Below are 26,678 nucleotides of genomic sequence, written 5' to 3'. Positions count from 1 at the left end.
TTTAGGATTGCAAAAATAAGTGGAAAACTTCATAGTATGTAGTACGGGCTCCGGCCTTTTTCCGGGCTGCTACTGCAAAGGAAATGTTAAAAAAGAGGGGCAAACAGGCGCTACCCCTGTATAAACAAGGGTTTGAGCGTTCGGCTAACAGTAGGGTACAGCCCGGGGAAGAGCGGTTTTAGGGGCTACTTTGGGGCAATTTGCACTTAAATATTTTTGGATAATAGTAAAACTTGTTTTAATCTTGCGGTATATTCTGCCTGATTAAGTTCATTTTTCCATCTTCATCAGCAGTTCCTAAACTCAATCATTCCCTATCAAATTTAATAAGCTAATTAAATTTATTGACTCAAAAACAATTATTTGTAATTGGTGTATGTTGGTATGCAGTGGTACCCGCCTCACAACACTTCTAAAATTTGACAACACAGATGATGTACGACATCTTACAACTGAACGACATGCTCGTTCCTGAGCTGCTTGATATTGCAGAGAAACTGGACGTTCCCAACGCAAAAAAACTGAACAAACAGGACCTCATCTACAAAATTCTTGATAAACAAGCAGTATTAGCCTCAGAAGATAACCAAGCCAACGGAGACGAAAAGAAAGCACGGAAACGCAAACCTGTAAAGAAAGACGAAGCAAACAACGCTGCTGAAGAACCTGCTCACGCTGAAGAAAAACCAGCTGCTAAGAAACCAGCAGCAAAAAAAGCTACCGGTAATAAATCAAAAGATCATGACGAAGACGAGAAACCGGTAACTTCCGCCAAGCCTAAAATAAAAGACTTTGAGATAGACCTGGACAGTATTCCTTCCCTCACTTTCGATGATGATGACGATATCATTATCCCTTCTTTTACAGAAGATGAAGAACCGGAAGAGGAAGAAGAAGTGGTAGTAATTCCTCCGGCAGAAGATGAGCTGGACGAAGACGACGATTTTGTAGTGCCCGGAGAAATTCCGATAGTGCCTGCAGCGCAGAAGAACCGCTTCCCTAATAAGAAAGAACCAGTTTTCAATATAGAATTTGATGGCGTTATCGTAAGTGAAGGCGTACTGGAAATGATGCCCGACGGCTACGGTTTCCTCCGCTCTTCCGATTATAACTACCTCAGTTCCCCGGATGATATTTATGTGTCTCCGTCGCAGATTAAACTCTTCGGCCTCAAAACCGGCGATACCGTGAAAGGCTCTGTACGCCCGCCTAAAGAAGGGGAGAAGTACTTTGCTTTGCTGAAAGTGGAAACAATTAATAACAAGTCACCGGAAGAAGTACGCGACCGTGTACCTTTTGATTACCTGACACCACTGTTTCCTTTCGAAAAACTGAGATTAACTACTACTTCCAATAACTACTCCACGCGTATCATGGATATGTTTACGCCTATCGGTAAAGGACAACGCGGACTGATTGTAGCGCAGCCTAAAGTAGGTAAAACCATGTTACTCAAGGAAGTAGCCAACGCCATCGCTACCAACCACCCCGAAATTTACCTCATGGTGGTGCTGATCGATGAACGTCCGGAAGAGGTAACAGATATGGAACGTAGCGTAAAGGCAGAAGTAATTGCTTCTACCTTCGATGAACCGGCTGAAAAACACGTGAAAGTATCTGCCATCGCACTGCAAAAAGCGAAACGCCTGGTAGAATGCGGTCATGATGTGGTGATCCTCCTCGATTCCATTACCCGTCTCGCCAGAGCGCACAACACCGTGGCACCTGCTTCCGGTAAAGTACTGAGCGGTGGTGTGGAAGCTAACGCCATGCAGAAACCAAAACAGTTCTTCGGTGCGGCACGTAAAATAGAACATGGTGGTTCACTGACCATCCTGGCTACCGCATTGATCGATACCGGTTCTAAAATGGATGAGGTGATCTTCGAAGAATTTAAAGGTACCGGTAACATGGAACTGTTGCTGGATCGTAAACTGGCTAACAAACGTATCTTCCCGGCGATCGATGTTTCTGCATCCTCTACCCGTCGTGATGATCTGTTGCTGGATAAAGATTCCCTGAAACGTATCCACATCCTGCGTAATCACCTGGGCGATATGAACACAGATGAGTCTATGCACTTCATGCTGCAACACATGCGTGGAACTAAAAACAACGAAGAATTCCTGATCTCTATGAACAGCTAGAAACAGGTTATCTTATAAAAGCAAAAACCCGTTACGGTTATCCGCAACGGGTTTTTGCTTTTATAGAATGCTATTGTTTTTTCTGTTGCCCGGGTGCAAATGGTTTGGCCGACTTAGTGCCATAGATCTTTTTTTGCTGTCCCGGTGGTAACCCATGTGGATTGCCTCCCGGATGAGTAGTTACACAACCGCTGTAAATGATAGCGGCGGTAAAAAGCGACAGTACTAATTTTAGGTTTCGCATAACAGTTATTTTAAACAGAATTACTGCTATAATGCAAAAATCCCGCCACAGTAGTCTGCGGCGGGATTATCCAATCTATCTAACCTTATAACTATCTTACATAAAACATCATACGATGCTTAGAATATCCAGTTTACACCAACCTGAAATTCTTTAGGGAAATCGAAGTTAAAAGTGCTGGTGTTGGTTTTAACACCTGTTGGTTCTGCTTTCTTCTGATCGTAAGCGTAGCTCAGACCACCGAATGCGCCTTCCAGCATGAAACGTTTGGTTACGAAGTAAGTGATACCAGGCAATACTCTAACGGAGAAACCGTTGTAAGTAGCTGTTTTGGTATCATCAGTTTTGTCTGTACCAAAGTGGTAGCCGGCATTGGCTTCAGCGAAGAATGCAAATTTGCTTTCACCGATCATGTGGTAGTTACGAACAAAAACGCCCGGAGTGATATCGGATGATTTGGTTTTAACACCTGCAACATTTTTGTCGTTGCTGAATTCTGATCTTGCGAATACACCGATAACCCAGTTAGGAGTCAGTGCCACACCAACTTTCGGGCTGATACCGAAGGAAGTGCTGGTGGTTTTGTTGTCTGTGTCTTTTACTTTTTGTGAGCTGGTCGTAACATTCAGATTACCTCCTAAAATTACATCGCCTTTCGAAAACTGAGCCTTTGCTACTTGTGTGCCGAACAGTGCTACTGCGGCCAATACAATCAACTTTTTCATCTGTCGTTAAATTTAAATATTCATTAAAACTATTCCTGTGTTATTGGTTCTTCTACATACATTCTTAGCAATCCTTGTTGATGTTTGGTCGATATCTTAAGCCATTAAAAAAAATGGTCAGTACTTGTTTTTCACGATCCATAAAGCATTTCAGCGCTTCCCGGTCGTGCGGATCAAAACCTGCTGCCTGCCACTTGCACCATATTACCCATAATCCGAATAATACATTTACCAGTAGCTGCGCCGTGAGTGCTGTATCCGTATCCTTGTTAAGCTCCCCGCTGCTCACCCCTTTTGAGATAGTAGCAGAAAGAAAAGAAATTTCCACCTGCTGCAGTAACTCAATCGTTTGCCGCATCCTGCTGGAAGGAACATCTTTAATCCATTCGTTTACACCAAACAGAAAATGATACTCCAGCAACATTTTTTCTTTCAGCGCCAGGTAGCGATCCATGATGTCTGCGGTACAACGAGCCTCTTCCACATATGCCGACATGTCAATGAAACAATCGGCTATCATACGCTCTACCACCGCCGCATAGATGGATTCTTTATCTGAAAAATAATAATACAAAGAGCCTTTGGAAATTTCCAGATCCCTGGCTATCTCCTCCATGGTAGTTTTAGACAACCCAAACCGCTTGAAGCGCTTTAACGCCGCTTCCAGAATCATCGTTCGTTTCAGGTCCTGCTCTGCCATAGTGTGCTGCTAAACAAAACTGACTGTTTGACTATTTCGTTTTGCGGGTCAAATGTACGACCAAAACTAAAACCACCAAATTTTTTTGTTAAGAAATTGTTACGTACCCTTCGCGCAATACATTAAAACGAACGGAAAGTCATAGAAATACTAACACGTTCACAAAAACGTTGGCAAATCGTTAACTAAATCGAAAACATGTCCGCGGAAAAATTGAAATTGTATAATTACCGGGAAGGAATACACGAAACGGAACGGCTAATGATGCGCCATTTTATGCAGCAGATCACGTTGCCTTTTTTCGGTAATATCCAGTGTGGTACCGCCTTTCAGCACCACCTTCCCGGAAGAACCATCCAGGTGGCTGATGTTGGATATCTGTATCATCTGGTTGTTGTTGATCTGGTAGAAGTGAAGGGAAGTAAAAAGATCGGCATAGTAGCGGAACGACTGCACCGCTGTAATCAGCTTACCGGAGTTTAAGCGGAACATACAGTTATCGCCTTTTACTTCCAGGTATTCAATAGCGGGGATATTAATAGTATAGGCTTCCCCGTTAGTAGCAGGGATCAGCAGCTGCCAGGCCACCGGCTTGCTGTTATTGAAATTTTCCAACAATACGCGGTAACGGTCTTTACTGCTGCCGGTGTTAATCCGTTCTGTGATCAGTGCCACTGCCTGCAACAGGCTTTCTTTGTCGATAGGCTTCAGTATCAGCTCCACGTCACTGAAACGGATTACATGCAGGAACTTCTTTTCAAATGCAGTTACAAACACCGCTTCAAAAGGGATGTCCGGTAAGGTGCCGGCCAGTACGTCAAAGCCGGTACCATCAGGCATTTCCAGGTCAAGAAATACCAGTTCGGGGCGATGCTGTCTTATTTTTTCTATGCCATCCGCACAGTCGGAGGCCATGTCGGCAATCGTAATTTCAGGGCAGTATTTACCGAGCATTAACGCGATTATGTCCCGGCTGTTTCTCTCATCATCGATTATAATAGCCTTTATCATAAAAAGTAACATTAACGGATACACTAAAATTATAACTGGGGGATCAGTATTTTAACGATCGTGCCGCTATCCGATTCATCCTCAGATGATCTGTCAATAATTTCTATATGGATTTCAGTATTATACATTTTGTTCAGTAACTCAGCGCGGTTCTGACTTATTTCCATGCCGGACGACTGGTGATGTTTTGGCAGCATACGCAATGATTTGGAACGGGCAATGCCAATTCCGTTATCTGCAATCACGCACTCCAGCATATCTGAAGCCACCTGGTTAAAATAGATGGAAAGCTTTCCTGTTGGCTGTTTGGGATTCGTCATGCCATGCTTTACGGCATTTTCCACGTAAGGTTGCAACAGCATCGCGGGGATTTCCAGTTCGGCGGTGGCAATCACGGGGTCTACTACTATTTCATACTCCATCCGGTTTTCAAACCGCATCTTTTCTAACCCAAGATAAGTATTCAGATAGGTAATTTCATCTGCCAGGGATATAAAATTACGCCGGGAGAAGTCCAGCGTTTTGCGGATCAGGTAAGAAAAGTCAGAAAGATATTTCTGTGCATACTCATAATCCCGCTGCATCACAAACAATTGTATGGAATTCAGGCAGTTGAAAATGAAGTGCGGATTGATCTGCGCCCGGATGGCTTTGAGTTCAATTTCTGTCAGCTTTTTATCATATTCTGTTTCCAGCTGCTTCTTTCGCTGCTCTTCCAGTTCCTGCTTTTTGCGCAGGATCTCGGTGGTTTGCTCTTTTACCAGTTCTTCCAGTTGCTCATTCAGCTTGCGCTGCAGCTCTTTGTTTTTATTCAGCTGCTTAATCAGCAGTTCCTGGGTACGGGTTCTTTCCAGGTGTACCAGTTTATTGCGGTAGCTCAACCCGGCAAGGAAAAACATGGCCTGCAACAGTACACCGCCTATCAGCAGGATAGTAGGTGCTGCCAGTTCGCCCAGGGCGCTGAGTAAGCCCAGCGGCCGCACATGCATAAGGAAGGAGCCCAGGCAGGCAAGGTATAAACATACCGATCCATACAAAAAGAACCGGACCAGCGGATGGTGACGGGAACGCCGCGCCAATGCCACAAATACCGCCAGCAGCGGTACCAGCGTTACAAAATACACATAGCTGTATATAATGGTAGGCATGTGGTACTGACCTATCCTGATAAAATACAAGCATAATATGATCAGCCCGCCCACTATCGCCGCTACCCAGGTAAACGCGCGCTCCATAAAAGGATATCGCTCGGTGAGGTTAAGAAAGGCATTGCCAAATAACAGGTACATCAGGTAAAAGCAAAACAGCAGGCCGGGGATGTCCCAATAATATTTCAGCATGGGCCAGCGGTGGAAAAACGACAACTGGTAAGGCTTATCATCCAGCCGCAATGCAAAAAAGAGGATCAGTCCAAGTATATAGGCTGCAAAATAGATATACGATTTGTCGGGTAGCTGGATATAGTTAATAATGGAAATACTAAAAAATACGAGCAGCATACCCAGCAGCACCTGGATTACTACGGCTTCTTTGCGGAAGCCGTCCAGTTGTTTGTCGCGGAAGGTGCCATAGGCTTCGGTGCTGAAAAGTGCAGGCATCAGGGCGCCTTCATTGTAAGACTTATTGATGATATGAAGGTAAAACGTGCGGAGTTCCCCTGCTGGTACCTGTACGGCAAATGCGTAGTGGTTCCATCTTTCCACGCCACCTTTGTCCAGCATTAAACCGGTTTGCATCAGCAGCCGGGGCTTATCGCCCGGAGATTGCGCGTACCAGTACATATAGTCGTGCCAGCCGGAAAACAGGTGGTACGATAGCGGTTTATTGCTTTTATTTTTTACAGTAAGCCGTAGCCAGCAGTTATTAACCCGTCCGTTATTCTGGGGATTACTATGAAAGATGCTTTCCTGCCGGGCAAACGGCATAGTGGCTGCCTGCTCCGGGGTCAGGTGCTGCTCATCGGCTGTCAGCACATATAAAAAAGGCCGCAGGTCCAGATTCGCAGGGGCGAAAGCAGTATCAGTGATCAGTGTGTCTACTGGGGTACGATCTACAGTGGCAAAGGATTCTGCAGTGTAACAATACAACAGCAGCATTAGAATAATGCGCTTCACAAAGTGTAATATAAGTTTGGTTATAGCAATTTGTCAATAGCTTTTGCCATTGCTTCATCCTTAGCGGTGACGATATCACCGGCATCATGTGTGCACAGGAATATTTCCACTTTATTATAAACGTTGCTCCAGTTGGGATGGTGATCCATTTTCTCTGCGATCAGTGCAACCTTGGTCATAAATGCAAACGCATCCCGAAAGTCTTTGAATTCAAAAGCCCGGTAAAGCTGTTTATTTCTTTCTTCCCACATAAAAAAATCAGGAATTTAAAGGTAAAACATCGGGTCTGTCATGGAATCTGGTCAAAATATTACCGCTGATGCGTCGTGCCTCTTCTAAAAAATAAGGTTCATCTTATTCTTGATCTCTCTGATATCAAGTAAAGATACTAATTGTACAAGCGGAACAAGGCGTAATTCTTCTAATAATTTTTTTACATCGCCGGGTTGGTAGTAATCCCCCTTGATCATCCACAGAAAATTGATCTGTTTAAGTTCGGGCAGCAGGAATTCTGCCTGGCAACGGTTGTTATAAAGGTAGTGTGCTACTGAATTGGTTGGTTCGTGAAACTCAAATACGGGGAAATGAAAAGATCTTGTTTTTTTAGACAGGGTAATTTCCAGGTTGTTATTCACCCGGAAGTTGGTATGCAACTGCCGGTTAATATGCCAGCACAACTGATAATCCCGCGTAGTGGAAGCGATGCCGATTACGTAGGTGCTTTCAAAGAAGTCCTCTACCAATTGGTCGTTGTCCAGTTTAAGCTTGAGTATTGTCATATGGAAAAGTAGCGCTGCACCCTGTCCGGATGTTGAATTAATATTTTATCCTTTCTTTTTACTGCCCTTTTTTAAAGGTTGTCCCGGATCCCAAAATACGGCTTTAAAATTTTCTATTTTATCTTCTTTTACAACTATTCCTTCCTGTTCCAGTAATTCCTGCATCAGGGTAGGGGTGGCAAAATGACTCCGGCCGCTGAGTTCTCCTTTGCTGTTTACCACACGATGCGCGGGAACAGGCGGTTTGGCGCTGCCGGCTGCATTCATGGCCCAGCCAACCATGCGGCCGGTGAGCTTTAAGCCGGAAGCGTCTGCAATGGCGCCATAGGAGGTTACCCGGCCGCGCGGTATGGTGCGTGCAATTTTAAAAACCGTTTCAAAAAAAGAAACCGGCTCAGCGGCCTTCTTTTCCTTCGTCCCTGCGGCGGGCAAGGAGTGCTGATCTTTCGGGTTCGGGTACTTTTTCATAATTAAATGGACAGTGCTTACAGCCGTTGCCGCAACAGAAGCCCCGGTCGAGGTGGAATTTTTCGGTAAATACCATATAGCCCTGGGCATTATAGTAGAAATCAATCTTCTCCACCAACGGTTGCTTCATCGGAAGGCAGTTTAATGCTTTGCCAGTTCAACGGTGCAGCAGGCAATTGAAATTTGAGATAACGGATTGTTCTGCCATCGGCGAGGTGCATGCCTTCATAAAAGGTCTGGATTCTCAGCAGCGGCGGTACTTCCGGTAATGCGTATACATCAGGAATATCTTCTATTAACGTGCATCCGGCCGCGGCAATTACTTCCTGTGTGAAAGCATACAGCTGCGGGGAGTCTGTTTTCAGGTTAATGGTGGCTCCGGGCGCCAGCAAAGGCTGGAACAGCTGCAGGAACTTAGGGTGCGTTAACCTTTTCTTCGACTTGGAATTGCGCAGGAAAGGGTCAGGGAAGGTAATCCAGATGTCCTTTATTTCTCCCGGCGCAAAGTAATTATTGAGCTTATCTATTTGTGTACGCAGGAAAGCAGCGTTTGGCAGCGGTTCTTCCATGGCGGTTTTAGCGCCTCTCCAGATGCGGTTGCCTTTGAGATCCACGCCTAAAAAGTTCTGATCAGGAAACAGCCGGGCCATGCCCAGGGTATAGTCGCCTTTACCACAGGCCAGCTCTAATGTAACAGGGTGGCTGTTTTTGAAGAACTCATTCCATTTTCCCTGCATACCTTCCGGGTATATCAATACATTGGGGAAGGTTTCGATTTCAGCAAATCGTTGTAATTTTTTTTGTCCCATTTGCCGCAAAAATAGGGCGATTTTTTGAATGGGGGAGTGATAATGGGGAACTTGCCGCTTTGAGGCCGGGATATAAAAAAGAAAGATGCTGCCGGCTAGCCGGCAGCATCTTTTATAAGTAAGTACAGAAATTAGTAAGCACCTTGCACGGTCACATAGTTCCCGTCCGTATTGCCGTCTACTATCTTTTTTGCGTTTGTGCCGTCTGTTTTACAGGTATAGATGCCACCGTCTTTTCCACTTGTACCTGACATTTCGTAGGTGCTGAATACCACGGTTTGGCCATCCGGTGTGAGGGAAGCTTCATCTCCTACCACGATATTGGGCGGTAAGGTGACATTTATTTTGTGTTTGTTACTGCCGTCCAGCTTACAGATCCAGATTTCGGATGCCGTAGTGCCTGGGCCGGTTTTAACGTAGTTAATGTATAACACAATATCCAGTTGTCTTAATGTGGTGCCGGTAACAGGAGTTTCGGCATTGGCTTCTTTTTTACAGCTCATCTGGGTGATGATAACCGCTGCATTAAAGGCTAAGAGGGCTACGGTACCTAATAAAAGTTTTTTCATGATAACTTTATATTTGAATTAATTCAAATATAAAACATCGTGATATAAAATAAAAAAAGCCCGTAAGCATGATAACTTACGAGCTCTTTAAACCAATTAAGCTGTAGGAGGAGGAGTCGAACCTCCACGGGGCAGTTAGCTATAGCACAAGTAAGATTAGTGGTCAACCCAATTATACTACGTTTATCCTGTGATCCCCACCCCCGAGACAAGAGGGCATGTCTGCCAATTTCATCATCCCACAATGTGTTTGAACCGTTACCAGCTATTGCTTTTCGTTAGCCGTTGTCGTAATGATTATGATGCAAATCTAAAGAGAAGGTGACTTTCTTGCAAATTTTTTAAGAAGAATTTTGGAATTTTCGATATTTTTTAAATATTTGCATATAACTTTAAAACATTCAAAAACAAATTGTAAAAATGAGCCACAATTTGAATATTGACAAACTAGATTTGCAGATTATCAGCGAGATGATGTCTAATGCTGAGATCTCCTACGCCGACCTGGGGAAGAAATTGTTCGTTTCCGGCGGGACTATCCACGTGAGAATGAAGAAATTACAAGAACTGGGTGTAGTTAAAGGTACTAAATTACATGTAGATTTAAAAATGATCGGCTATGATGTGATCGCTTTTATCGGCATTTATCTGGAAAAAAGCTCCATGTACGACACTGTCGCCAAGGAATTAAGGAAAATACCCGAAATGGTACGCCTTAATTATACAACAGGCAGTTATAGCATGTTTGCTGAGATCATCTGTAAAGATATCACCCAACTCCGCCGTATCCTCCACGATGAACTGCAGAAAATTAAAGGTATTGAGAGAACTGAAACCCTGATTTCCCTCGAAGAAAGCTTCTACAGAACAATTAACGTGGTGGAATAATTGGTTTTTAAGAATGGAAAGTTTACCCTGTTGCTATTTCATTCTTAATTATTAATTTTCATCATGGTTACAACAGAAATTGCCGAAAAAATTCAACGGCTGGAAGAAAAGTATGCCGCTATGGGGCAGAACCTGTCGTCCTACCTGGATGGCCTTCTGTATGCGGACTACCTCACTTATTGGGACTATATTCAACTTGATGTACTGCTTAATCTGCAACATCCACGCACACCAATTCCTGATGAAAGGATTTTCATCATCTATCACCAGATCACGGAATTGTATCTGAAATTATCGTTGCAGGCAATCGAGCAAATCAGCCTCGCACCCGTACTGTCAGCTGAGATATTTAAAACCCAGCTTAAAAGGATCAACAACTATTTCCACAGCCTTATCAGCTCATTTGAAATAATGGTGGATGGGATGGATAAGGAACAGTTCCTGCAATTCCGCATGGCACTGTTGCCTGCCAGTGGCTTCCAGAGCGGACAATTCCGCATGATCGAAATCTGCTCTACCCGGTTAAACAACCTGGTATACGAACCCCAGCGCCCGGAAGTGGAAGGGCTGGAACTAAAAGATGTGCTGGACAAAATTTACTGGAGAAGCGGCGCCACAGAACTGGCTACCGGTAAAAAAACACTCACCCTCCGCCAGTTTGAGCTGAAATATATGGATACCTTCCTCAAACTGGCTACTGAGTACAAAGACAATAACCTGCTTGCCAGCTATAAAAAGCTTTCTCCCGCAGAACAAACGGAATTAATTCCCCTGCTAAAGGAATACGATCTCAATGTAAACGTGCGCTGGCCGCTGATGCACTACAAATCCGCAGTAAGATACCTGCATAAAAAACCGGAAGACATCGCCGCCACAGGAGGTACTAACTGGCAGCAATTTCTGCCGCCGAAAAATAAACGCATCGTTTTCTTCCCCGAACTATGGACGGATGAAGAGCTCAGCAACTGGGGCAAAATTGCAATGGGAGAGTAACTGATATCAGATATCCTGTGTAGTAAATCTTCTTAAATAGTAAGCCAGTAGCGGTACATCCGCTTTTTCCAGTGGATGTGGCGTATCCGGCATCACCGTTAGCTGCGCCAGTGGAAGGGCGTTGTATACCTCGATGGTTTCCTGGAAAGACACCATGTTGTCGCGGTCGCCCATCATCAGCATGCAAGGGGTTACCACCCGGGCATAATCTGCCGGTTTCAGCAGCGACTGATGTCCCAGTTCCTCAATCAGCTGCGCGGTGCGCGTTACCACGGTTTTCCAGTCGCTGGCGGTATGCCTTGCCTCCAGCACCCGTGCAAAGGCGGGAACTTTCTCTTCAATTAAATCCGGGTTCAGCTGCCGGATCTCTTTACCGGCGGTAGCCTCGTTCCAATTGAACTTGGTGGCCAGCGTAATTACACGCCCTGTTTTTTCGGGGTAATGTCTTGCCAGGTACATCGCCACATAACCGCCCATGCTGTATCCGAAAATGTGCACAAAGTCGAGTTGATGGGTTTCCAGATAGGATAATACTTCCGCCGCAAATACCTGGATGCTGAACCCCTGCTCGGAAAAAGGCACATCGCCATGCCCGCTGAAATTAATCAGGTGCACATCGTAATGGTCGGACATTTCCTTAGCCAGCGGTTCAAATTGGGAAGAGGCGCCCAGTGCGCCATGTAAAAAAAGTATGGGGAGTTTATGTGTTTGCATTGACTAAAACTAGCAAACATTTTGGATTTGCCTGTTTGATTGTTTGAATTTTTCAGGGAGATAACATTTTTTTATCTCCCTGAAATGCTCAAAAAACAGCATAACCAAATCATCTGGCCAGGTATGCTCCATCAATGGGATAGTAGCTGCCGGTTACGAAAGAGGATTGCGGAGAACTGAGCCATAATACCAGTTCTGCTACCTCTTCCGGCTTGCCTAGCCGGCCTATGGGATGCAAACCTACAAGTGCCTGCATCTCCTGCTGGCTCAGATGTTTGGTTAATAATGGGGTTTCAATAAAGCCCGGCCCCACGGCGTTTACCCGGATGCCTTTGGCCGAATATTCTACTGCCGCCGCCTGCGTAAGCCCTACCACGCCATGTTTGGCGGCTACATAGGCGCAGGAGCCGGCAAAGCCTACCGCTCCCAGTATGGACGCCATGTTCACAATTACGCCGCTGCCGGCCTTTTCCATCACAGGCAACTGGTAACGCATGCCATAAAAAACGCCGTTGAGATTTATGTTAATAACTTTTTGCCAGTCCTCCAGCTTGTATTCGCCCGTAGGTGCTGCCGCACCGCCAATCCCGGCATTATTGCAGGCAATGTCCAGTTGTTTGAACTCCGCCAGGGTTTTGGATACGAGTTGCTCGCAATCCGCCGGACTGCTGGTATCCGATTTTACAAAAATGGCCTTGCCACCTTTACTCCTGATGCCATCTGCCACTGCGTTTCCGCCCTTTTCATCAACATCGCTGAGCACTACAGCGGCGCCATTGGCTGCATACAGTTCGGCCACACATTTACCAATGCCGGAACCTGCGCCTGTAACCAGCGCTACCTTGTTTTTCAATTGGTCCATAACAATGTTTTTTGCTCTAGTAAACAATACAGCCCAATGAAATGTTCCTCATATTTTTTTATTATGTTTGCATAGATGTTGCCGATTAATTTTCTTCACTTAAGATGTCCCATCATCAAATCATGTTTTTTTAAATACTAGTAATGGAATACAATACCACGCGCAATTACCTGATAATGAAGGAATATGGCAGGAATATCCAGAAAATGGTGGAGTACCTGGTAACCATAGAAGACGACGAAGAGCGCCAGCGTAATGCTATGGCTGTAATAGAGCTGATGGGTACGCTGAACCCGCATTTACGTAATGTGGAAGACTTCAGGCATAAATTATGGGATCATATTTTTAATATCTCCGGCTTTACCCTGAAGGTGGAATCACCATATCCAATCCCCACTATTGAAAAGCTCAGAGCCAAGCCCGATAGACTTCCTTATCCCAAAAAATATCCCAGGAACCGCCACTTCGGCAAAAACCTGGAAATGATCATTGATAAAGCCGTACATGAAGATAATCCTGAAAAAAAAGAAGGATTTACCCAGTGTATCGGTAACTATATGAAACTGGCCTACAGTAACTGGCATAAGGAAAGTGTACACGATGATGCCATCAAGGCAGAATTACTGGCCATTACAGACAACCAGCTGGAATACCACCCGGGTCATACTGCCCATATTCCAGGCCCTGTAAGCTTCGCACCAAGCGGTAACGTAGCAGGTGCCGGCGACCAGTTCCGCTCCAATAAGCGCAAAAACTTCCAGCAAAACAAGTTCAAAAGCAGCAACAGCGGCAGTGGCGGCAGCAAAAGCCGGGATAATAACAATAAGCACAATAACAAATACAACAAAAACAGGAACAAGTGAGTAGTGCTTTTGAAGTAAGAGGCGGCAACCGCTTAAAGGGGGAAATTATACCCCAGGGTGCCAAAAACGAAGCTTTACAAATCATCAGTGCCGTGATGCTAACCCCCGAAAAGGTTACTATCACCAATATTCCGGATATAGTAGATGTAAATCTGCTGATAGAGTTGTTAGGAGATGCTGGCGTAAAATTGAATCGTATCAGCAGGGACACCTGCGAATTTCAGGCAGATGAAGTAGACCTGAAGTACCTGGAAAGCCCTGAATTTAAAAAGAAATCCGGCCGTCTCCGTGGTTCGGTGATGATTGCAGGTCCGCTGCTGGCAAGGTTCGGACGCGCCTTCATCCCAAAACCCGGTGGCGATAAAATAGGCCGTCGCAGACTGGATACCCATATCATCGGGTTCGAGAAACTGGGAGCCAGGTTTGTATATGATGCGGATGATAACTACTTCCGCCTGGAATCTTCCGGAGGGCTCAAAGGCACCTATATGTTGCTGGATGAGCCAAGCGTTACCGGTACCGCCAATATTGTAATGGCAGCCGTAATGGCCGAAGGAACCACCACTATTTACAACGCTGCCTGCGAACCATATCTGCAGCAGCTGTGTAAAATGCTGAACCGGATGGGCGCCCGCATCAGCGGAGTAGGCTCCAACCTCCTCACCATTGAAGGCGTAAAATACCTGGGCGGCTGCGAACACAGCATGCTCCCGGATATGATCGAAATAGGCTCCTTCATTGGCCTGGCCGCCATGACGCAAAGCGAAATCACGATTAAGAATGCAGGCGTAGATAACCTGGGTATCATCCCGGAGAAATTCCGGCAGTTAGGTATCCAACTGGAAATCAGGGGAAACGATATCTATATTCCTTCCCAGGACTCCTACGAAATCCAGACATTCCTGGATGGCTCCATTCTTACTATTTCTGATCATCCCTGGCCCGGATTTACACCGGATCTGCTGAGCATTGTGCTGGTAGTAGCCACGCAGGCAAAAGGCAGCGTGATGATCCATCAGAAAATGTTTGAAAGCCGCCTGTTTTTCGTGGATAAACTGATAGATATGGGCGCTCAGATCGTATTATGCGATCCGCACCGTGCCGTGGTAATCGGTTTGGGCCGTCAGCACAACCTGCGCGGCATCACCATGTCGTCTCCCGATATCCGTGCCGGTGTATCCCTGCTGATCGCTGCACTCAGCGCAGAAGGAAAGAGCACCATTCAGAACATTGACCAGATAGACCGCGGCTACCAGTACATCGACGAGAGGTTGAGAAAACTGGGAGCAGATATAAAGAGAGTATAAACAGTTGTTCATACTTCATCAAAGCCCAAATACCAGCAAAACATTTTACTGGTTTTTGGGTTTTGCATTTGGAGTAACCGCTACCTTGATTGTAATTAATAATGGAAAGAAAGATCATCATCGTTACCGCTCCTTCAGGTGCCGGTAAAACCACCATCGTAAAAAAGCTGCTGGCCAATATGCCGGTACTGTCCTTTTCTATTTCCGCCAGCACCCGCACCCCGCGTGCCAGCGAAGTAAACGGAAAAGACTACTACTTCCTGTCTTCCGATGAGTTTCATCAGCGGATTGAAGAAAACGCCTTTGCAGAATATGAAATGGTGTATGCCGGTAAATATTACGGTACCCTGAAAAGTGAACTGGAGCGTATCTGGAACAACAACCAGATCCCGATGGTGGATATTGATGTAAAAGGCGCTTTATCTATCAAAGAAAAATATCACAACAACGCACTCACTATTTTCATACAGCCCCCCTCGTTAGATGCTCTGCGCGTCAGGCTCAGCGAAAGAGGCACGGAAACACAGTCTTCCCTGGACGAACGGCTCGCCAAGGCCCGCTATGAGCTGTCGTTTTCCCATGAATTCGACGAGATTGTAGTAAACGACGAACTGGAGCACGCCTACCAGGAAGTGAAAAGGCTGGTGACAGATTTTTTAAATATAAAATAGCGACGTGATCGTTGGTTTTCCTAATTCGTTATTTTTGTTAGGATGGACGGATACACTATAATTATTTTGGTTTTCCTGGTATTGCTGGCAGGCTTCTTTTCAGGTATCGAAGCTGCATTTGCCAATGTTAACAAACTTAGCATTGAGCTCAAAAAAAAGCAAGGCAGGGCTACTGGCAAAATATTGGCCAGTCTGAACGAGAACCCCAGTCGCTTCCTGGCTACCAGCCTGGTAGGATTCACAATTACCATAGTCATTTATGGGATCCTTGTGGCAGGCGTATTTCAGCCGGCACTGGACACTATTATGCGGAAGCCTGATTCAGCCAGCATTCAGCCCTTTATTATTTTCGTTGAAATAATACTGGCTACCCTGTTGGTATTATTCCTGGGCTTTTTTATCCCACGGGCAATTTTCCGGTCAAGACCGGAAACGTTACTCAGTTTCTTTGCACTACCCGTGTCTATAGTGGCCAAGCCGCTGTATGTGATCGGTAATGTACTTGCTTCCATCTCCGAATGGATGCTGAAATATTTGTTCAATGTCCGTATCGTGGAAAACGGTGAATCCTTTACCCGCGTGGATGTAGAGCATTTTATCCGGCAGTCGCAACAGCATTTTGGGGAAAATAACCAGGAGCTGAATACAGAACTGTTTGAAAACGCCTTGTCACTTGCACACGTAAAAATCCGCGGCTGTCTTATTCCCCGCAAGGAAATAGAAGCGCTGGAAATACACCGGCCTCTCAGCGACGCCCGGAATAAATTTATGGATACCAAACTATCTAAGATCATTATTTACGAAGGTTCCATCGATAATATCCTGGGCTATATCCACCAGCTGGATATGTTTAAAAGCCCGCCGGATATCAAAAGCATCATTCATCCGATATTGGCTGTGCCCGAAACAATGAGCGCCATCGATCTCCTCAGCAAGTTTAATAAAGAACGCAAAAGTATTGCCTGGGTAGTAGATGAGTTCGGAGGAACAGCAGGTATTGTAACAATTGAAGATGTACTGGAAGAAATTTTCGGAGAAATCAAAGATGAACATGATGAAGAAGAATTCGTAGAGAAGCAGATCGCCGAAAAAGAATATATTTTTTCAGGAAGATTAGAACTCGATTATTTGAATGAGAGATATGGACTGGATTTTCCGGAAGATGAAAGTGAAACCTTATCGGGCTACATCATCAACCATCACGAAACCATTCCGAAGATCAAAGAACGCATTATAATCGACGATTATGAGTTTGATATTCTGAACGTTACGGATACCAGGATCGAAATGGTGAAGATGAAGATGTTAGTTTAAGATTCACCGTTAAACTGGTTGACTTATCAGATATTAATATGATATAATTATTTCCTTAATGTAACGCTTAACGATACAATAACAATTTTGCTAAAACGTTTTTAAAAAAAGTAGTAGGAATTTAACACGGATTGTATACATTTGCTTCAGATGATGTAACACAATGATTTGATTTTTGTTAAAAGGTTGTAAAAAAAGTGTTCCAACATTGATAATAAAATAATTCTTGTTATTTTTGTATTACAATATAAAACGCAACCAGGGATTCTTACTTATTCTGAACGCTTGCCATCAATTAGGTAAGTAGTTTAACTGGAAGCTAAAGACATTCTCGAATTCAACTTTTTTGGGGTTAACAAACAATGGATGAAAGGCCGGCTCTTGATTCTTCTCGGGCTGGCTCTTTTTTTTCTCCCAACTGCTCTCACACTTTCTCCCTTTTTTCTTCTTCCTGCTTTTTTCTTTTTACATACATGCAGTGAGCATGAACACCACTCTGCTTAAAGCAATATTAAAATAGGCACTTTATACGCGGTACACTGTAATTTGTAGTATGCAACAGCTATATTTGTGATCCTTAATAAGAAACTGTATTCAACATCGTTCGACCGTATAAAGTATGTTAAAGAAATTGTTCGCAAGCAATGAGGATAAGGCAGAAATGTCCTTTTTCGACCACCTGGAAGATCTCCGGTGGCACCTTGTCAGATCGGCCCTGGCACTTGTTGCATTCAGCGTATTCGGCTTTTTATATACACAGGAAATTCTGGACAACGTAATTTTCGGACCTACTAACGCCGATTTCCCCTCATATGTGGCATTATGTAAAATCAGTCATTGGGTAGGACTGGGAGATCAGCTCTGTATTACGCCTGTAAAGGTCCAGTTTTTGAATTATAAGATGGTGGGGCAGATCATGTTGCAATTTAAACTGGCGTTCATGATTGGCTTTATTTGTGCCTTTCCTTACATTTTCTGGGAGTTTTGGCGCTTCGTAAAACCAGCACTGAAAGAAAAAGAACTGAAAGGAGCAAGAGGCGTGATCTTCTGGGTATCTTTTCAATTTTTCCTCGGGATCGGATTTGCCTATTTCCTTATGGCGCCTTTCACTATCAACTTCCTTGCTTCCTACACCGTTACAGCAAAAGCTGTAAACCAGTTTTTTATAGATGACTATTTTGATCTGATGACACAGATCGTACTGGGTATGGGCATTCTGTTTGAATTGCCTATTCTCGTATTTTTCCTCACCAAACTGGGCATCCTCACACCGGAATTCCTCAAATCTTACAGACGCCATGCTATCGTGGTGATCCTGATCCTGGCTGCAGTAATCACCCCACCGGATCTCATAGATCAGCTGATCGTATTCGTTCCCTTATACTGTCTGTATGAAATCAGTATCTTTATATCGAAAAAGGCGCTGAAAGACCGTGAAGACAAGATGACTAAAACAGAGGTGGAAGAGTGGTCCTAGTTCTCTCTAACAGTTAATAAGATATTTAAAATGGAAAATACCATATTTAACCTGACATTGCCAGTAGCTATCGGTTCTGATCATGCAGGATATGAATATAAAGAAGAAGTGATTTCTTTCCTGGAATCGAAAGGCTTGCAGGTAAAGGATTACGGCACTCACTCGAAAGACTCCGTGGACTATCCTGACTATGCACACCCGGTATCTACAGCAGTGGAAAGGGAACAAGCTGCGTTCGGGATCCTGATCTGCGGCAGCGCCAACGGAGTAGCCATTACCGCCAACAAACACCAGGGAATCCGCGCTGCGATTTGCTGGGGAGAAGAGCTGGCGCGACTGGCACGTTCACACAACAACGCAAACGTGTTGTGTATCCCTGCCCGTTTTGTGGATATTCCCGCTGCCAATCAAATGGTAGAAGTGTTTATCGGTACACCGTTTGAAGGCGGCCGTCACCAGGACCGGGTACGTAAAATGGTTTGCCTGTAACGGTTTTAAGCCATATATCATTTTTTACTGTAACGAATACACGAAATTGTGGTAATATTAAAGAGCCGGCTTCCAACCGGCTCTTTTTTTTAATATACATGTGAATCTGACTATAAAAAAATACTCCATGAGAGTTCCCTTTGCTGTTGCTTTTCTGTTGTTGATGAATATTACGCAGGCACAAACCAATAACGGCGTGGCTGCAGAATATGGTGAAACCATAACCGCCGGTGGTCTTAGCCGGCAACTGCACATCATTGCAGGACCGGAAATGGAAGGAAGGGAAACCGCTACAAGAGGGCAGGAGAGGGCTGCCGCTTATATTATCAGCCAGTTTTCAGCGGCAGGACTTCAACCCGGCGCCAATGGGAAATGGGAACAATATTATCCTATCTATTCAGATAGTTTGCTTAAAAGCACCATCACCGTTCGCAATAAAACATATTCATTTGCACAGGATTTTCTTGCTGATCTGCGCTCCGGTAACAAACAGGACTTACGCGTATCCCGCGTATTTTATGCAGATGCAGGAGTAGTAACCGCAGATCATAACGACTACCAGAACATGGATGTAAAGGGCCAGGTAGTAATGATCCGGGATGACGTGAGGAGAGGACTACAGCGGGACCGCCGTAGCCTCGATGAAAGAATCAGCACTGCAAAAAGTAAAGGCGTGGCCGCCCTGCTGATCATCAGCCCTGCGGCCGGCAGATACCGTTCCCTGGAGCAAAAGAAACTGCATACCACCGGTCTTTACTGGCAGAAGGATACCTCCTGGAATCCGAATATCTACTACATCACGCCCGCACTTGCCGCCGACATACTCAATACCGACAAAGGAGATAACCTCCTCGAAGAAATAGACAGGGGCTGGAAACCAGCTGCCGTTACGCAAACACCGGTTCATCTTGTTTTTGATAAAGCAGCCACGGTATTACAACCCTCCAACGTACTCGCCTACCTGGAAGGCACGGATAAAAAAGACGAAATTGTTTTCGTCACCGCCCACTATGATCATCTCGGCAAAAAAGATGATGAGATTTTTTATGGTGCAGATGACGACGGATCAGGTACCAGTGCGGTGATAGAAATAGCCGCTGCATTTGCCCGCGCAAAAAAAGCCGGCAACGGCCCACGGAGAAGCATGGTATTTATGACCGTGTCCGGTGAGGAAAAAGGACTGCTTGGCTCCCAGTATTATACGGAGCATCCTGTTTATCCGTTAGCCAACACTGTCACCGATCTGAATATTGATATGATAGGACGCATTGATCCTGCGCATGAAAGAGATACCAACTATGTGTATATTATCGGCGATAATAAACTGAGTTCCGAACTGCGGCCCATTAATGAAAAGGCCAATGATACCTATACCCATCTTAAACTGGACTATAAATACAACGACCCCAACGATCCGGAAGGATTCTACTACCGCTCAGATCATTATATGTTTGCCCAACACGGTATTCCGATCATTTTTTATTTTAATGGCACACACGCTGATTATCACGCTCCAACGGATACGGTTGATAAAATCAGTTATAACCTCCTGGCGAAAAGAGCCCGCCTGGTTTTCTACACCGCCTGGGACATTGCCAACCGCGAGCAGAAACTGGTAGTAGACCGGCACGAAAAGTAACCCGATCAGCTCAAATCTTCCAAAAATCTCTTATTTCCGGTATAGAAGTACCGGTTAAATCCTTTTTGTTTTTTTTAACAAAATTTTTTAAATTGTGTATAGAGTCTTATTTTTTTTAGAAGGCAATAAATACATATTTCTTTTTTTGTATTTAAATGAACAGGTGAATCAAGATTAGTTAAGGTGTTATAAGGCGATTATTTCACTGAGAGCAGGCCTTCCCATTAAACATTTTTAACTAAGTTGTTGTTGTTCAATCGGTATTTATAGGATCAAGTGGAATTTTAACGGTAATGGAAAGCAGAACCGGTTCCCACTATTTGTAACCATATAAACTTACCAGTGTGGAAACACCTGCCACCTTTTCTGTTTTAAAAAAGTACTATCCCACAAGGAGAGCACCCTTGTGCCCTGATCGATGTTGCAACGGAAACACCTGGTTACATGTCTTGTAGTATTGTTATTATTAATTATCCTGGTTGTTCAGAATGTTGAGAAACGGAGAGGCTTACAGCACGTAATGGTACACCCTGCCATAAATACAGCACTCGTAGTGGAAACCTAAAACTGAGAATGCATGCCTGATTTTTATAGCGCTTATTGGTGGCTCTTTTTGTTGAGAGGAATTTTCGCCCTGGTATTGGGAGTACTGGCCGTTGGTTGGCCCGGTGCTACTTTTACCACATTGATCGTTTTCTTAGGCGCCTATCTTTTTATCGCCGGCCTTTTTGCTGTTGCCGGCGCAATAGCTGCCCGGAAAACGAACGAAAACTGGGGTATTTTCCTGCTTTCAGGGCTGTTAGGCGTTATATTAGGTATCCTCACTTTTTACAATCCTTTTGCCACCGGCGCAGCACTCATTTATGTGGTTGCTTTCTGGGCTATGCTGGCGGGCCTGTTTGAACTGATTATTGCCATCAGGTTAAGGAAAGTGATAACAGGAGAGGGCTGGTATATTGCAGGTGGTTTGCTGACTATCATCTTTGGAATTCTCCTGGTTGCAAACCCTGTAGCAGCGGCAGTTACACTTACCTGGATCTTTGGTATATATGCCATCTTCACAGGAATCATGCTCGTATTGCTTTCATTCAGATTGCGCAGCAGGAGTTAAACGATAGCTATATTGATATAACTGAAGAATACGGTACCCTGTTTTACTATTTTTAAAGTACCCCATTATGCAAGCTTATTCTTTAACTAAAACCTTTTTTATGATTGTCGCAACACCTGGTTAGGGCGCCTGTTGCCGCCATTTATCAGGGTGTTGATACCTCCCTTTTAAATTACGTGGCAGGTGCCGGCAGTACCCGGAAGGAGACCCGCGGCTTTACCACTACTGCCTCAAACTCTATTTCTCCCGGCCAGATTTACAGGCTGTTGTTCTAGCTAATTGTGAATAATTTAAAGTTAACCGTTATGTCATCCACCGAATTTAACAACTTATTACTTGGAAATGCCGACTTCCTGCGGCCGTATGCAGTAACCTTAACTAAAGACTCTGAATCTGCAAAAGATCTCTACCAGGAAACCTTGTTCAGAGCACTGTCTAATCGTGATAAATACCTTGCCGGCACTAACATCCGTGCCTGGCTGTATACCATCATGAGGAACATCTTCATTAACAACTACCGTCGCGGTAACCGCCAGTACCGGCTATTGGATAATGCGGTAGGAGATTACCTGCTGAGCCACCAGCCTTCTGCCATCGGAAATTTTGCAGAATCAGACCTGCGGGTGAAGGATGTGCAGATGGCAGTATACAATCTGCCGGTGATTTTTAAACAACCATTCCTGTTGTACTTTGAAGGTTATAAATATTATGAAATTGCAGCTATACTCAATGAACCATTGGGCACGGTAAAAAGCCGTATCCACTTTGCCCGGAAAATGCTGAAGACCCGTATTACAAGGCATTAACGGCTATTAACCGTACAATACTATTCTCAGACTTTTGGATAACAGAAGTCTGCAAACCCTCAATATGGCCATTGAAAGCCGCTATGAATACCCGGTAGCAGGCAAAAATTGTGATTGTTTGTATATCGTATTGCCTGTAATTACCCTGTCAGGTGAGCAGTTATTGCTGTATGATTGTTTGCAGACTCCCGTTATCCCTTTCTCCTCCGATTGTCATCCCCTCTACTGTCAAATCCCCTTATAAGCACAAATCTTTGTTAAATAACCATTTATTATCCCGGGAAATATATAAAAACCGGTTTAAAGCCGTTTATTAGCGTAGACTTTTCAATTTTTTTCCCGGATTCTCTACAACTTACTGTACGCCCGGCAACAACAATGCTTATTTTTTTATGCCTAAAGTAACTTTCAACAACAAGAATGCATTATTCTTTCCGGCGCTCAAATCCGCTGTAGAGGACTATTTCAAATCAAACAACATTCAAAAAACAGGTAACTGGAAACTATATATTAAAACTGCCGTCCTTATTCCGGTAGCGGTAGCCTTGTATCTTTCGGTATTATTTATATCGATGCCGGCCATCCTCTCGGTAACTTTATGTGCTTTACTGGGGTTTGTACTGGCAAGTATCGGGTTCAACGTAATGCATGACGCATGTCATGGCAGCTATTCCACCAACAGCAAAGTGAACGACACCCTCGGCCTTACCCTTAACGCATTGGGTGGCAACGCTTTCATCTGGAAACAGAAGCACAATATCATTCACCACACCTACACAAACGTAGACGGCCTGGATGACGATATCGGCAAAAGCCCGCTCATGCGGCAGTGCAGCACCCAGAAATGGGTGCCCATGCACCGGATTCAGCATATTTATGTAATACTGATATACGCTATCTCCTCTTTCGCCTGGGTGTTTATTATGGATTTTGTGAAATACCTGAGCCGGAAAGTATATACCACTCCGCTTCAACCCATGAAATTAACCGATCATATGGTGTTCTGGGGCAGCAAAGTATTATACCTGGCGTTTTATATCGCACTTCCCATCGCATTGGTAGGCTGGCAGGCGTGGGCCATCGGCTTTGCCGTAATGCACGTGGTAATGGGCTTTACCCTGGCCATTGTATTCCAGCTGGCGCACGTAGTGGAAGAAACCGAATTTGAAGTAGTTGGTGAAGATGCCAAAGTCATCGAAAACGAATGGGCTATCCACCAGATTAAAACCACCGCTAACTTCGCACCCGGACATAAAATCATCTCCTGGTTCGTAGGTGGCCTCAATTACCAGGTAGAACATCACCTGTTCCCGAGGATCAGCCATGTGCATTACCCGGCCCTCAGCAAAATAGTGGCCGCCAAATGTGCAGAACACAATCTTACTTACAATTCCATCCCTACCATGCAGGGAGCAGTAATATCTCATTTCCGTTTCATGAAAGCACTCGGTGCTAAACCGTAACGGAGAAGGAACATCTTTCCGATGTAATTTTTAGGGGAGATAAAAGCGGATAGATCTGCTTTTATCTCCCCTAAAAATTATCACCAAATCCACCTATCCTGTTTTCCTTTCTTCCTTTTTCGTACTTTTACACCCTTCAGAAATACTACATCTTTTCTACATATAAAATATAAACAGCAGTCGTGATGAAGGCAAATTATTTAGACGAGCTTAACGAACAACAGCGGGAAGCAGTAATACATATCAACGGCCCTTTGATGATTGTAGCAGGCGCCGGTTCGGGAAAAACGAAGGTGCTTACCACCCGTATCGCACACCTGATGCGGAATGGCGTGGATGCGTTTAATATTTTATCCCTCACCTTTACCAACAAGGCTGCCCGTGAAATGAAGGAACGTGTGGAAAAGATCCTCGGTGGCAGCGAAGCCCGTAATCTTTACATCGGTACCTTTCACTCCGTATTTGCCCGCCTCCTGCGCGCAGAAGCGCACCGCCTCGGCTATCCCAACGATTTTACCATCTACGATACCGACGACGCCAAAAGTGTTATCAAAACCATTATCAACGAGCTGAATCTCGATGATAAACACTATAAACCCAACTTCGTTTACAACCGCATCTCCGCTGCCAAAAACAGCCTCATGGGACCGGAAGAATATCAGTTGGATAACCTGGTGCAACAGGAAGATATGCGCGCCAACAGGCCACTGATTGGCAAAATCTACGACATGTACGCCAAACGCACGTTCAAAAACGGCGCAATGGACTTCGATGACCTGTTGTTTAAAATGTATATCCTCCTCAAAACATTCCCGGAAGTGCTGCATAAATACCAGCACAAGTTCAAATACATTATGATCGATGAGTACCAGGATACCAACCCCGCCCAGTACGAAATCATCAAATTACTCGGTGCTGTCAATGAAAATATTTGCGTAGTGGGAGATGATGCCCAGAGTATCTATTCCTTCCGCGGCGCTACCATCGAAAATATCCTCCAGTTTGAAAAGGATTATGATGATGTGAAAGTGGTAAAACTGGAACAAAATTACCGCAGTACCAAGTCCATCCTGAATGTAGCCAATGAAGTAATTGCACACAACAAAGGACAAATAGAAAAGAACCTCTGGACAGATAACACCGAAGGCGATACCATTAAACTGGTGCGCACTATGACCGACAACGAAGAAGGTAAATTCGTAGCCGACACTATTTCGGAACAGAAGCTGCGGAATCATTACGACAACCGCGACTTCGTGATCCTGTACCGTACCAACGCCCAAAGCCGTTCCTTTGAAGAAAGCCTGCGCCGTAAAGCCATTCCCTACCGCATCTTCGGGGGGCTGTCGTTTTACCAGCGCAAGGAAATCAAAGACTACGTAGCTTACCTGCGCATCACCATGAACACCCGCGATGAGGAAAGCCTGAAAAGGATCATCAACTACCCCGTTCGCGGTATTGGTAAAACCACCATCGAAAAAACAATTGTGCTCAGCAATGAACACAATATCACCATGTGGGAAGTACTGGAAAGGGCCAGGGAGTTTGGTTTCAAAGGTGGTACCGTGGAAGCCATCGAAGCGTTTGTGATCATGATCAAAAGCTTCCAGGCAATGCTCACCTCGCACAACGCCTATGATGTGGCGGTTGCGGTGGGCAAGTCTACCAACATTGTAAAAGAACTGTTTAACGATAAAACTACGGAGGGGCTTGCCCGTTATGAAAACGTGCAGGAACTCTTAAACTCCATCAAAGAGTTTACAGAAACCCCCGATGAAGAAGGAGAACTGCTCGATAAAAGCATGGGCTCCTATCTCCAGCAAATCACCCTGCTCACCGATGCCGATCAGGGCAATGATGAAAACAGCGATGTGGTGAAACTGATGACTATCCACGCCGCAAAAGGACTGGAGTTCCCGGTGGTATTCACCGTAGGACTGGAAGAAACATTGTTCCCCAGCGGTATGTCTATCAACACCCGGGAAGAGCTGGAAGAAGAAAGAAGACTGTTTTATGTAGCCATTACCCGCGCAAAAGCGCGCTTATGGCTCACCTACGCCAATAGCCGTTACCGCTTTGGTAACCTGGTACAGAATGAACCGAGCCGTTTCCTGGAAGAAATGCCGGAGAAATTCATCGACCGCAGCTATGCCGGCGGAGGCAGTGTGCGCAACGCCTTTGGCGGTGGCAGCACCTCCGGATGGAGCAACAGCAATAATATGTTCGACCGGAAAAAGGCGCCGTCGCAGCCTTCACAGCCGGTAACGCAGAAGCCTGCTGCCAAACCAACCTTTTCTCCTGCCACTACCCATGTGCCTTCTGCTGACTTTGCCCCGGACGATCCGGCTGGCATGGAGCCCGGCATGCAGGTAGAGCATCAGAAATTTGGATTCGGTATCATCGCGGCAATGGAAGGAGCGCCTAACAACAGGATTGCCACCATCAATTTCCCGAAAGGCGGCGGTGAAAAGAAAATTATGCTGAACTACGCCAAGCTGAGAATAGTAAGATAAGT

Annotated in this window: 27 protein-coding genes; 14 read left to right on the top strand and 13 right to left on the bottom strand. The window is 44.9% G+C overall.

Annotation, left to right across the window (positions count from 1 at the left end; all coding sequences use genetic code 11):
- Positions 1-434: 434 nt before the first annotated feature.
- The gene (rho, locus tag V7S65_RS27435; protein ID WP_079471765.1) at positions 435-2,147 is read left to right on the top strand and encodes a transcription termination factor Rho; all 1,713 of its coding nucleotides are present in this window, start codon (positions 435-437) and stop codon (positions 2,145-2,147) included.
- Positions 2,148-2,217: 70 nt separating this feature from the next.
- On the opposite strand, the gene V7S65_RS27430 is transcribed toward rho, so the two are convergent.
- The 11 genes from V7S65_RS27430 to V7S65_RS27380 form a co-directional block, all read right to left on the bottom strand.
- On the bottom strand, positions 2,218-2,391 hold the full coding sequence (locus tag V7S65_RS27430) for a hypothetical protein (protein WP_168771287.1): 174 nt from the start codon (positions 2,389-2,391) through the stop codon (positions 2,218-2,220).
- 119 nt (positions 2,392-2,510) lie between these two features.
- Entirely contained in the window at positions 2,511-3,116 is a 606-nt protein-coding gene (locus V7S65_RS27425) for an outer membrane beta-barrel protein (RefSeq protein WP_079471233.1), read from the bottom strand.
- A gap of 64 nt (positions 3,117-3,180) precedes the next feature.
- Positions 3,181-3,816, bottom strand: a complete 636-nt coding sequence (locus tag V7S65_RS27420) for a TetR/AcrR family transcriptional regulator (RefSeq protein WP_079471232.1) — start codon at positions 3,814-3,816, stop codon at positions 3,181-3,183.
- Positions 3,817-4,074: 258 nt separating this feature from the next.
- Positions 4,075-4,827, bottom strand: a complete 753-nt coding sequence (locus V7S65_RS27415) for a LytR/AlgR family response regulator transcription factor (RefSeq protein ID WP_336388914.1) — start codon at positions 4,825-4,827, stop codon at positions 4,075-4,077.
- 29 nt (positions 4,828-4,856) lie between these two features.
- Positions 4,857-6,941, bottom strand: coding sequence for a histidine kinase (locus V7S65_RS27410; protein ID WP_143313648.1), 2,085 nt, complete (start codon positions 6,939-6,941; stop codon positions 4,857-4,859).
- 20 nt (positions 6,942-6,961) lie between these two features.
- Positions 6,962-7,192, bottom strand: coding sequence for a 4a-hydroxytetrahydrobiopterin dehydratase (locus V7S65_RS27405; RefSeq protein WP_336388915.1), 231 nt, complete (start codon positions 7,190-7,192; stop codon positions 6,962-6,964).
- An 84-nt stretch (positions 7,193-7,276) separates the two neighbouring features.
- A complete protein-coding gene (locus V7S65_RS27400) occupies positions 7,277-7,720 on the bottom strand; it encodes an IPExxxVDY family protein (RefSeq protein ID WP_079471228.1) in 444 nt (147 codons plus the stop codon).
- A gap of 45 nt (positions 7,721-7,765) precedes the next feature.
- Complete coding sequence (locus tag V7S65_RS27395) at positions 7,766-8,188, bottom strand: MGMT family protein (RefSeq protein ID WP_079471227.1); 423 nt, start codon at positions 8,186-8,188, stop codon at positions 7,766-7,768.
- On the bottom strand, positions 8,115-8,318 hold the full coding sequence (locus tag V7S65_RS27390) for a DUF5522 domain-containing protein (RefSeq protein WP_079471226.1): 204 nt from the start codon (positions 8,316-8,318) through the stop codon (positions 8,115-8,117). Before V7S65_RS27390 ends, V7S65_RS27395 begins: the two co-directional genes overlap by 74 nt.
- Positions 8,290-8,997 carry a tRNA (guanosine(46)-N7)-methyltransferase TrmB gene (trmB, locus tag V7S65_RS27385; RefSeq protein WP_079471225.1) on the bottom strand — a complete coding sequence of 236 codons (708 nt, stop codon included), beginning with the start codon at positions 8,995-8,997 and terminating at the stop codon, positions 8,290-8,292. The genes V7S65_RS27390 and trmB overlap by 29 nt, the downstream gene beginning before the upstream one ends.
- Positions 8,998-9,128: 131 nt before the next feature.
- On the bottom strand, positions 9,129-9,566 hold the full coding sequence (locus V7S65_RS27380; RefSeq protein WP_079471224.1) for a hypothetical protein: 438 nt from the start codon (positions 9,564-9,566) through the stop codon (positions 9,129-9,131).
- Positions 9,567-9,986: 420 nt separating this feature from the next.
- On the opposite strand from V7S65_RS27380, the gene V7S65_RS27375 reads away from it, so the two are divergent.
- Together V7S65_RS27375 and V7S65_RS27370 are read left to right on the top strand one after the other, a co-directional pair.
- A complete protein-coding gene (locus V7S65_RS27375; RefSeq protein WP_079471223.1) occupies positions 9,987-10,454 on the top strand; it encodes an Lrp/AsnC ligand binding domain-containing protein in 468 nt (155 codons plus the stop codon).
- A 63-nt stretch (positions 10,455-10,517) separates the two neighbouring features.
- A complete protein-coding gene (locus V7S65_RS27370) occupies positions 10,518-11,447 on the top strand; it encodes a tryptophan 2,3-dioxygenase family protein (protein ID WP_111577341.1) in 930 nt (309 codons plus the stop codon).
- 6 nt (positions 11,448-11,453) lie between these two features.
- On the opposite strand, the gene V7S65_RS27365 is transcribed toward V7S65_RS27370, so the two are convergent.
- Positions 11,454-12,161, bottom strand: coding sequence for an alpha/beta fold hydrolase (locus tag V7S65_RS27365; RefSeq protein ID WP_111577342.1), 708 nt, complete (start codon positions 12,159-12,161; stop codon positions 11,454-11,456).
- A 109-nt stretch (positions 12,162-12,270) separates the two neighbouring features.
- Positions 12,271-13,023 (bottom strand): SDR family NAD(P)-dependent oxidoreductase, encoded by a 753-nt coding sequence (locus V7S65_RS27360; protein ID WP_336388916.1) that lies wholly within the window; start codon positions 13,021-13,023, stop codon positions 12,271-12,273.
- A gap of 143 nt (positions 13,024-13,166) precedes the next feature.
- Here V7S65_RS27360 and V7S65_RS27355 point away from each other — a divergent pair, with 143 nt between their 5' ends.
- The 11 genes from V7S65_RS27355 (at position 13,167) to V7S65_RS27305 (ending at position 26,676) form a co-directional block, all read left to right on the top strand.
- Positions 13,167-13,886: a DUF4290 domain-containing protein gene (locus tag V7S65_RS27355; RefSeq protein ID WP_079471219.1), complete on the top strand. Its 720-nt coding sequence runs from the start codon at positions 13,167-13,169 to the stop codon at positions 13,884-13,886.
- The gene (gene murA, locus V7S65_RS27350; protein ID WP_336388917.1) at positions 13,883-15,193 is read left to right on the top strand and encodes a UDP-N-acetylglucosamine 1-carboxyvinyltransferase; all 1,311 of its coding nucleotides are present in this window, start codon (positions 13,883-13,885) and stop codon (positions 15,191-15,193) included. Before V7S65_RS27355 ends, murA begins: the two co-directional genes overlap by 4 nt.
- Before the next feature lie 101 nt (positions 15,194-15,294).
- The gene (gene gmk, locus V7S65_RS27345) at positions 15,295-15,864 is read left to right on the top strand and encodes a guanylate kinase (RefSeq protein ID WP_079471217.1); all 570 of its coding nucleotides are present in this window, start codon (positions 15,295-15,297) and stop codon (positions 15,862-15,864) included.
- A 42-nt stretch (positions 15,865-15,906) separates the two neighbouring features.
- Complete coding sequence (locus V7S65_RS27340) at positions 15,907-17,178, top strand: hemolysin family protein (RefSeq protein WP_111577344.1); 1,272 nt, start codon at positions 15,907-15,909, stop codon at positions 17,176-17,178.
- 619 nt (positions 17,179-17,797) lie between these two features.
- A complete protein-coding gene (gene tatC, locus V7S65_RS27335) occupies positions 17,798-18,655 on the top strand; it encodes a twin-arginine translocase subunit TatC (protein ID WP_079471215.1) in 858 nt (285 codons plus the stop codon).
- 30 nt (positions 18,656-18,685) lie between these two features.
- Positions 18,686-19,144 (top strand): ribose 5-phosphate isomerase B, encoded by a 459-nt coding sequence (rpiB, locus tag V7S65_RS27330; protein ID WP_079471214.1) that lies wholly within the window; start codon positions 18,686-18,688, stop codon positions 19,142-19,144.
- A gap of 127 nt (positions 19,145-19,271) precedes the next feature.
- The gene (locus V7S65_RS27325) at positions 19,272-20,783 is read left to right on the top strand and encodes a M28 family peptidase (RefSeq protein ID WP_336388918.1); all 1,512 of its coding nucleotides are present in this window, start codon (positions 19,272-19,274) and stop codon (positions 20,781-20,783) included.
- 577 nt (positions 20,784-21,360) lie between these two features.
- The gene (locus V7S65_RS27320) at positions 21,361-21,894 is read left to right on the top strand and encodes an HdeD family acid-resistance protein (RefSeq protein ID WP_079471212.1); all 534 of its coding nucleotides are present in this window, start codon (positions 21,361-21,363) and stop codon (positions 21,892-21,894) included.
- Between the two features lie 305 nt (positions 21,895-22,199).
- Positions 22,200-22,700 (top strand): RNA polymerase sigma factor, encoded by a 501-nt coding sequence (locus V7S65_RS27315; RefSeq protein WP_079471211.1) that lies wholly within the window; start codon positions 22,200-22,202, stop codon positions 22,698-22,700.
- A gap of 392 nt (positions 22,701-23,092) precedes the next feature.
- On the top strand, positions 23,093-24,163 hold the full coding sequence (locus V7S65_RS27310; RefSeq protein WP_336388919.1) for a fatty acid desaturase family protein: 1,071 nt from the start codon (positions 23,093-23,095) through the stop codon (positions 24,161-24,163).
- Positions 24,164-24,348: 185 nt separating this feature from the next.
- Positions 24,349-26,676, top strand: a complete 2,328-nt coding sequence (locus tag V7S65_RS27305; protein ID WP_079471209.1) for an ATP-dependent helicase — start codon at positions 24,349-24,351, stop codon at positions 26,674-26,676.
- The last annotated feature ends 2 nt before the right edge of the window (positions 26,677-26,678 follow it).

This window comes from Chitinophaga sp. CCNWYY40, assembly GCF_037483205.1.
Classification (GTDB): domain Bacteria; phylum Bacteroidota; class Bacteroidia; order Chitinophagales; family Chitinophagaceae; genus Chitinophaga; species Chitinophaga ginsengisegetis.
Note: the sequence above shows the minus strand (reverse complement) of the source record. Positions and strands in the feature narration are given on the sequence as shown.

Coding starts and splice junctions, on each gene's coding strand:
- rho (WP_079471765.1), top strand. CDS start 435: ATGTACGACATCTTACAACTGAACGACATGCTCGTTCCTGAGCTGCTT.
- V7S65_RS27430 (WP_168771287.1), bottom strand. CDS start 2,391: ATGCGAAACCTAAAATTAGTACTGTCGCTTTTTACCGCCGCTATCATT.
- V7S65_RS27425 (WP_079471233.1), bottom strand. CDS start 3,116: ATGAAAAAGTTGATTGTATTGGCCGCAGTAGCACTGTTCGGCACACAA.
- V7S65_RS27420 (WP_079471232.1), bottom strand. CDS start 3,816: ATGGCAGAGCAGGACCTGAAACGAACGATGATTCTGGAAGCGGCGTTA.
- V7S65_RS27415 (WP_336388914.1), bottom strand. CDS start 4,827: ATGATAAAGGCTATTATAATCGATGATGAGAGAAACAGCCGGGACATA.
- V7S65_RS27405 (WP_336388915.1), bottom strand. CDS start 7,192: ATGTGGGAAGAAAGAAATAAACAGCTTTACCGGGCTTTTGAATTCAAA.
- V7S65_RS27400 (WP_079471228.1), bottom strand. CDS start 7,720: ATGACAATACTCAAGCTTAAACTGGACAACGACCAATTGGTAGAGGAC.
- V7S65_RS27395 (WP_079471227.1), bottom strand. CDS start 8,188: ATGAAAAAGTACCCGAACCCGAAAGATCAGCACTCCTTGCCCGCCGCA.
- V7S65_RS27390 (WP_079471226.1), bottom strand. CDS start 8,318: ATGAAGCAACCGTTGGTGGAGAAGATTGATTTCTACTATAATGCCCAG.
- trmB (WP_079471225.1), bottom strand. CDS start 8,997: ATGGGACAAAAAAAATTACAACGATTTGCTGAAATCGAAACCTTCCCC.
- V7S65_RS27380 (WP_079471224.1), bottom strand. CDS start 9,566: ATGAAAAAACTTTTATTAGGTACCGTAGCCCTCTTAGCCTTTAATGCA.
- V7S65_RS27375 (WP_079471223.1), top strand. CDS start 9,987: ATGAGCCACAATTTGAATATTGACAAACTAGATTTGCAGATTATCAGC.
- V7S65_RS27370 (WP_111577341.1), top strand. CDS start 10,518: ATGGTTACAACAGAAATTGCCGAAAAAATTCAACGGCTGGAAGAAAAG.
- V7S65_RS27365 (WP_111577342.1), bottom strand. CDS start 12,161: ATGCAAACACATAAACTCCCCATACTTTTTTTACATGGCGCACTGGGC.
- V7S65_RS27360 (WP_336388916.1), bottom strand. CDS start 13,023: ATGGACCAATTGAAAAACAAGGTAGCGCTGGTTACAGGCGCAGGTTCC.
- V7S65_RS27355 (WP_079471219.1), top strand. CDS start 13,167: ATGGAATACAATACCACGCGCAATTACCTGATAATGAAGGAATATGGC.
- gmk (WP_079471217.1), top strand. CDS start 15,295: ATGGAAAGAAAGATCATCATCGTTACCGCTCCTTCAGGTGCCGGTAAA.
- V7S65_RS27340 (WP_111577344.1), top strand. CDS start 15,907: ATGGACGGATACACTATAATTATTTTGGTTTTCCTGGTATTGCTGGCA.
- tatC (WP_079471215.1), top strand. CDS start 17,798: ATGTTAAAGAAATTGTTCGCAAGCAATGAGGATAAGGCAGAAATGTCC.
- rpiB (WP_079471214.1), top strand. CDS start 18,686: ATGGAAAATACCATATTTAACCTGACATTGCCAGTAGCTATCGGTTCT.
- V7S65_RS27325 (WP_336388918.1), top strand. CDS start 19,272: ATGAGAGTTCCCTTTGCTGTTGCTTTTCTGTTGTTGATGAATATTACG.
- V7S65_RS27320 (WP_079471212.1), top strand. CDS start 21,361: ATGCCTGATTTTTATAGCGCTTATTGGTGGCTCTTTTTGTTGAGAGGA.
- V7S65_RS27315 (WP_079471211.1), top strand. CDS start 22,200: ATGTCATCCACCGAATTTAACAACTTATTACTTGGAAATGCCGACTTC.
- V7S65_RS27310 (WP_336388919.1), top strand. CDS start 23,093: ATGCCTAAAGTAACTTTCAACAACAAGAATGCATTATTCTTTCCGGCG.
- V7S65_RS27305 (WP_079471209.1), top strand. CDS start 24,349: ATGAAGGCAAATTATTTAGACGAGCTTAACGAACAACAGCGGGAAGCA.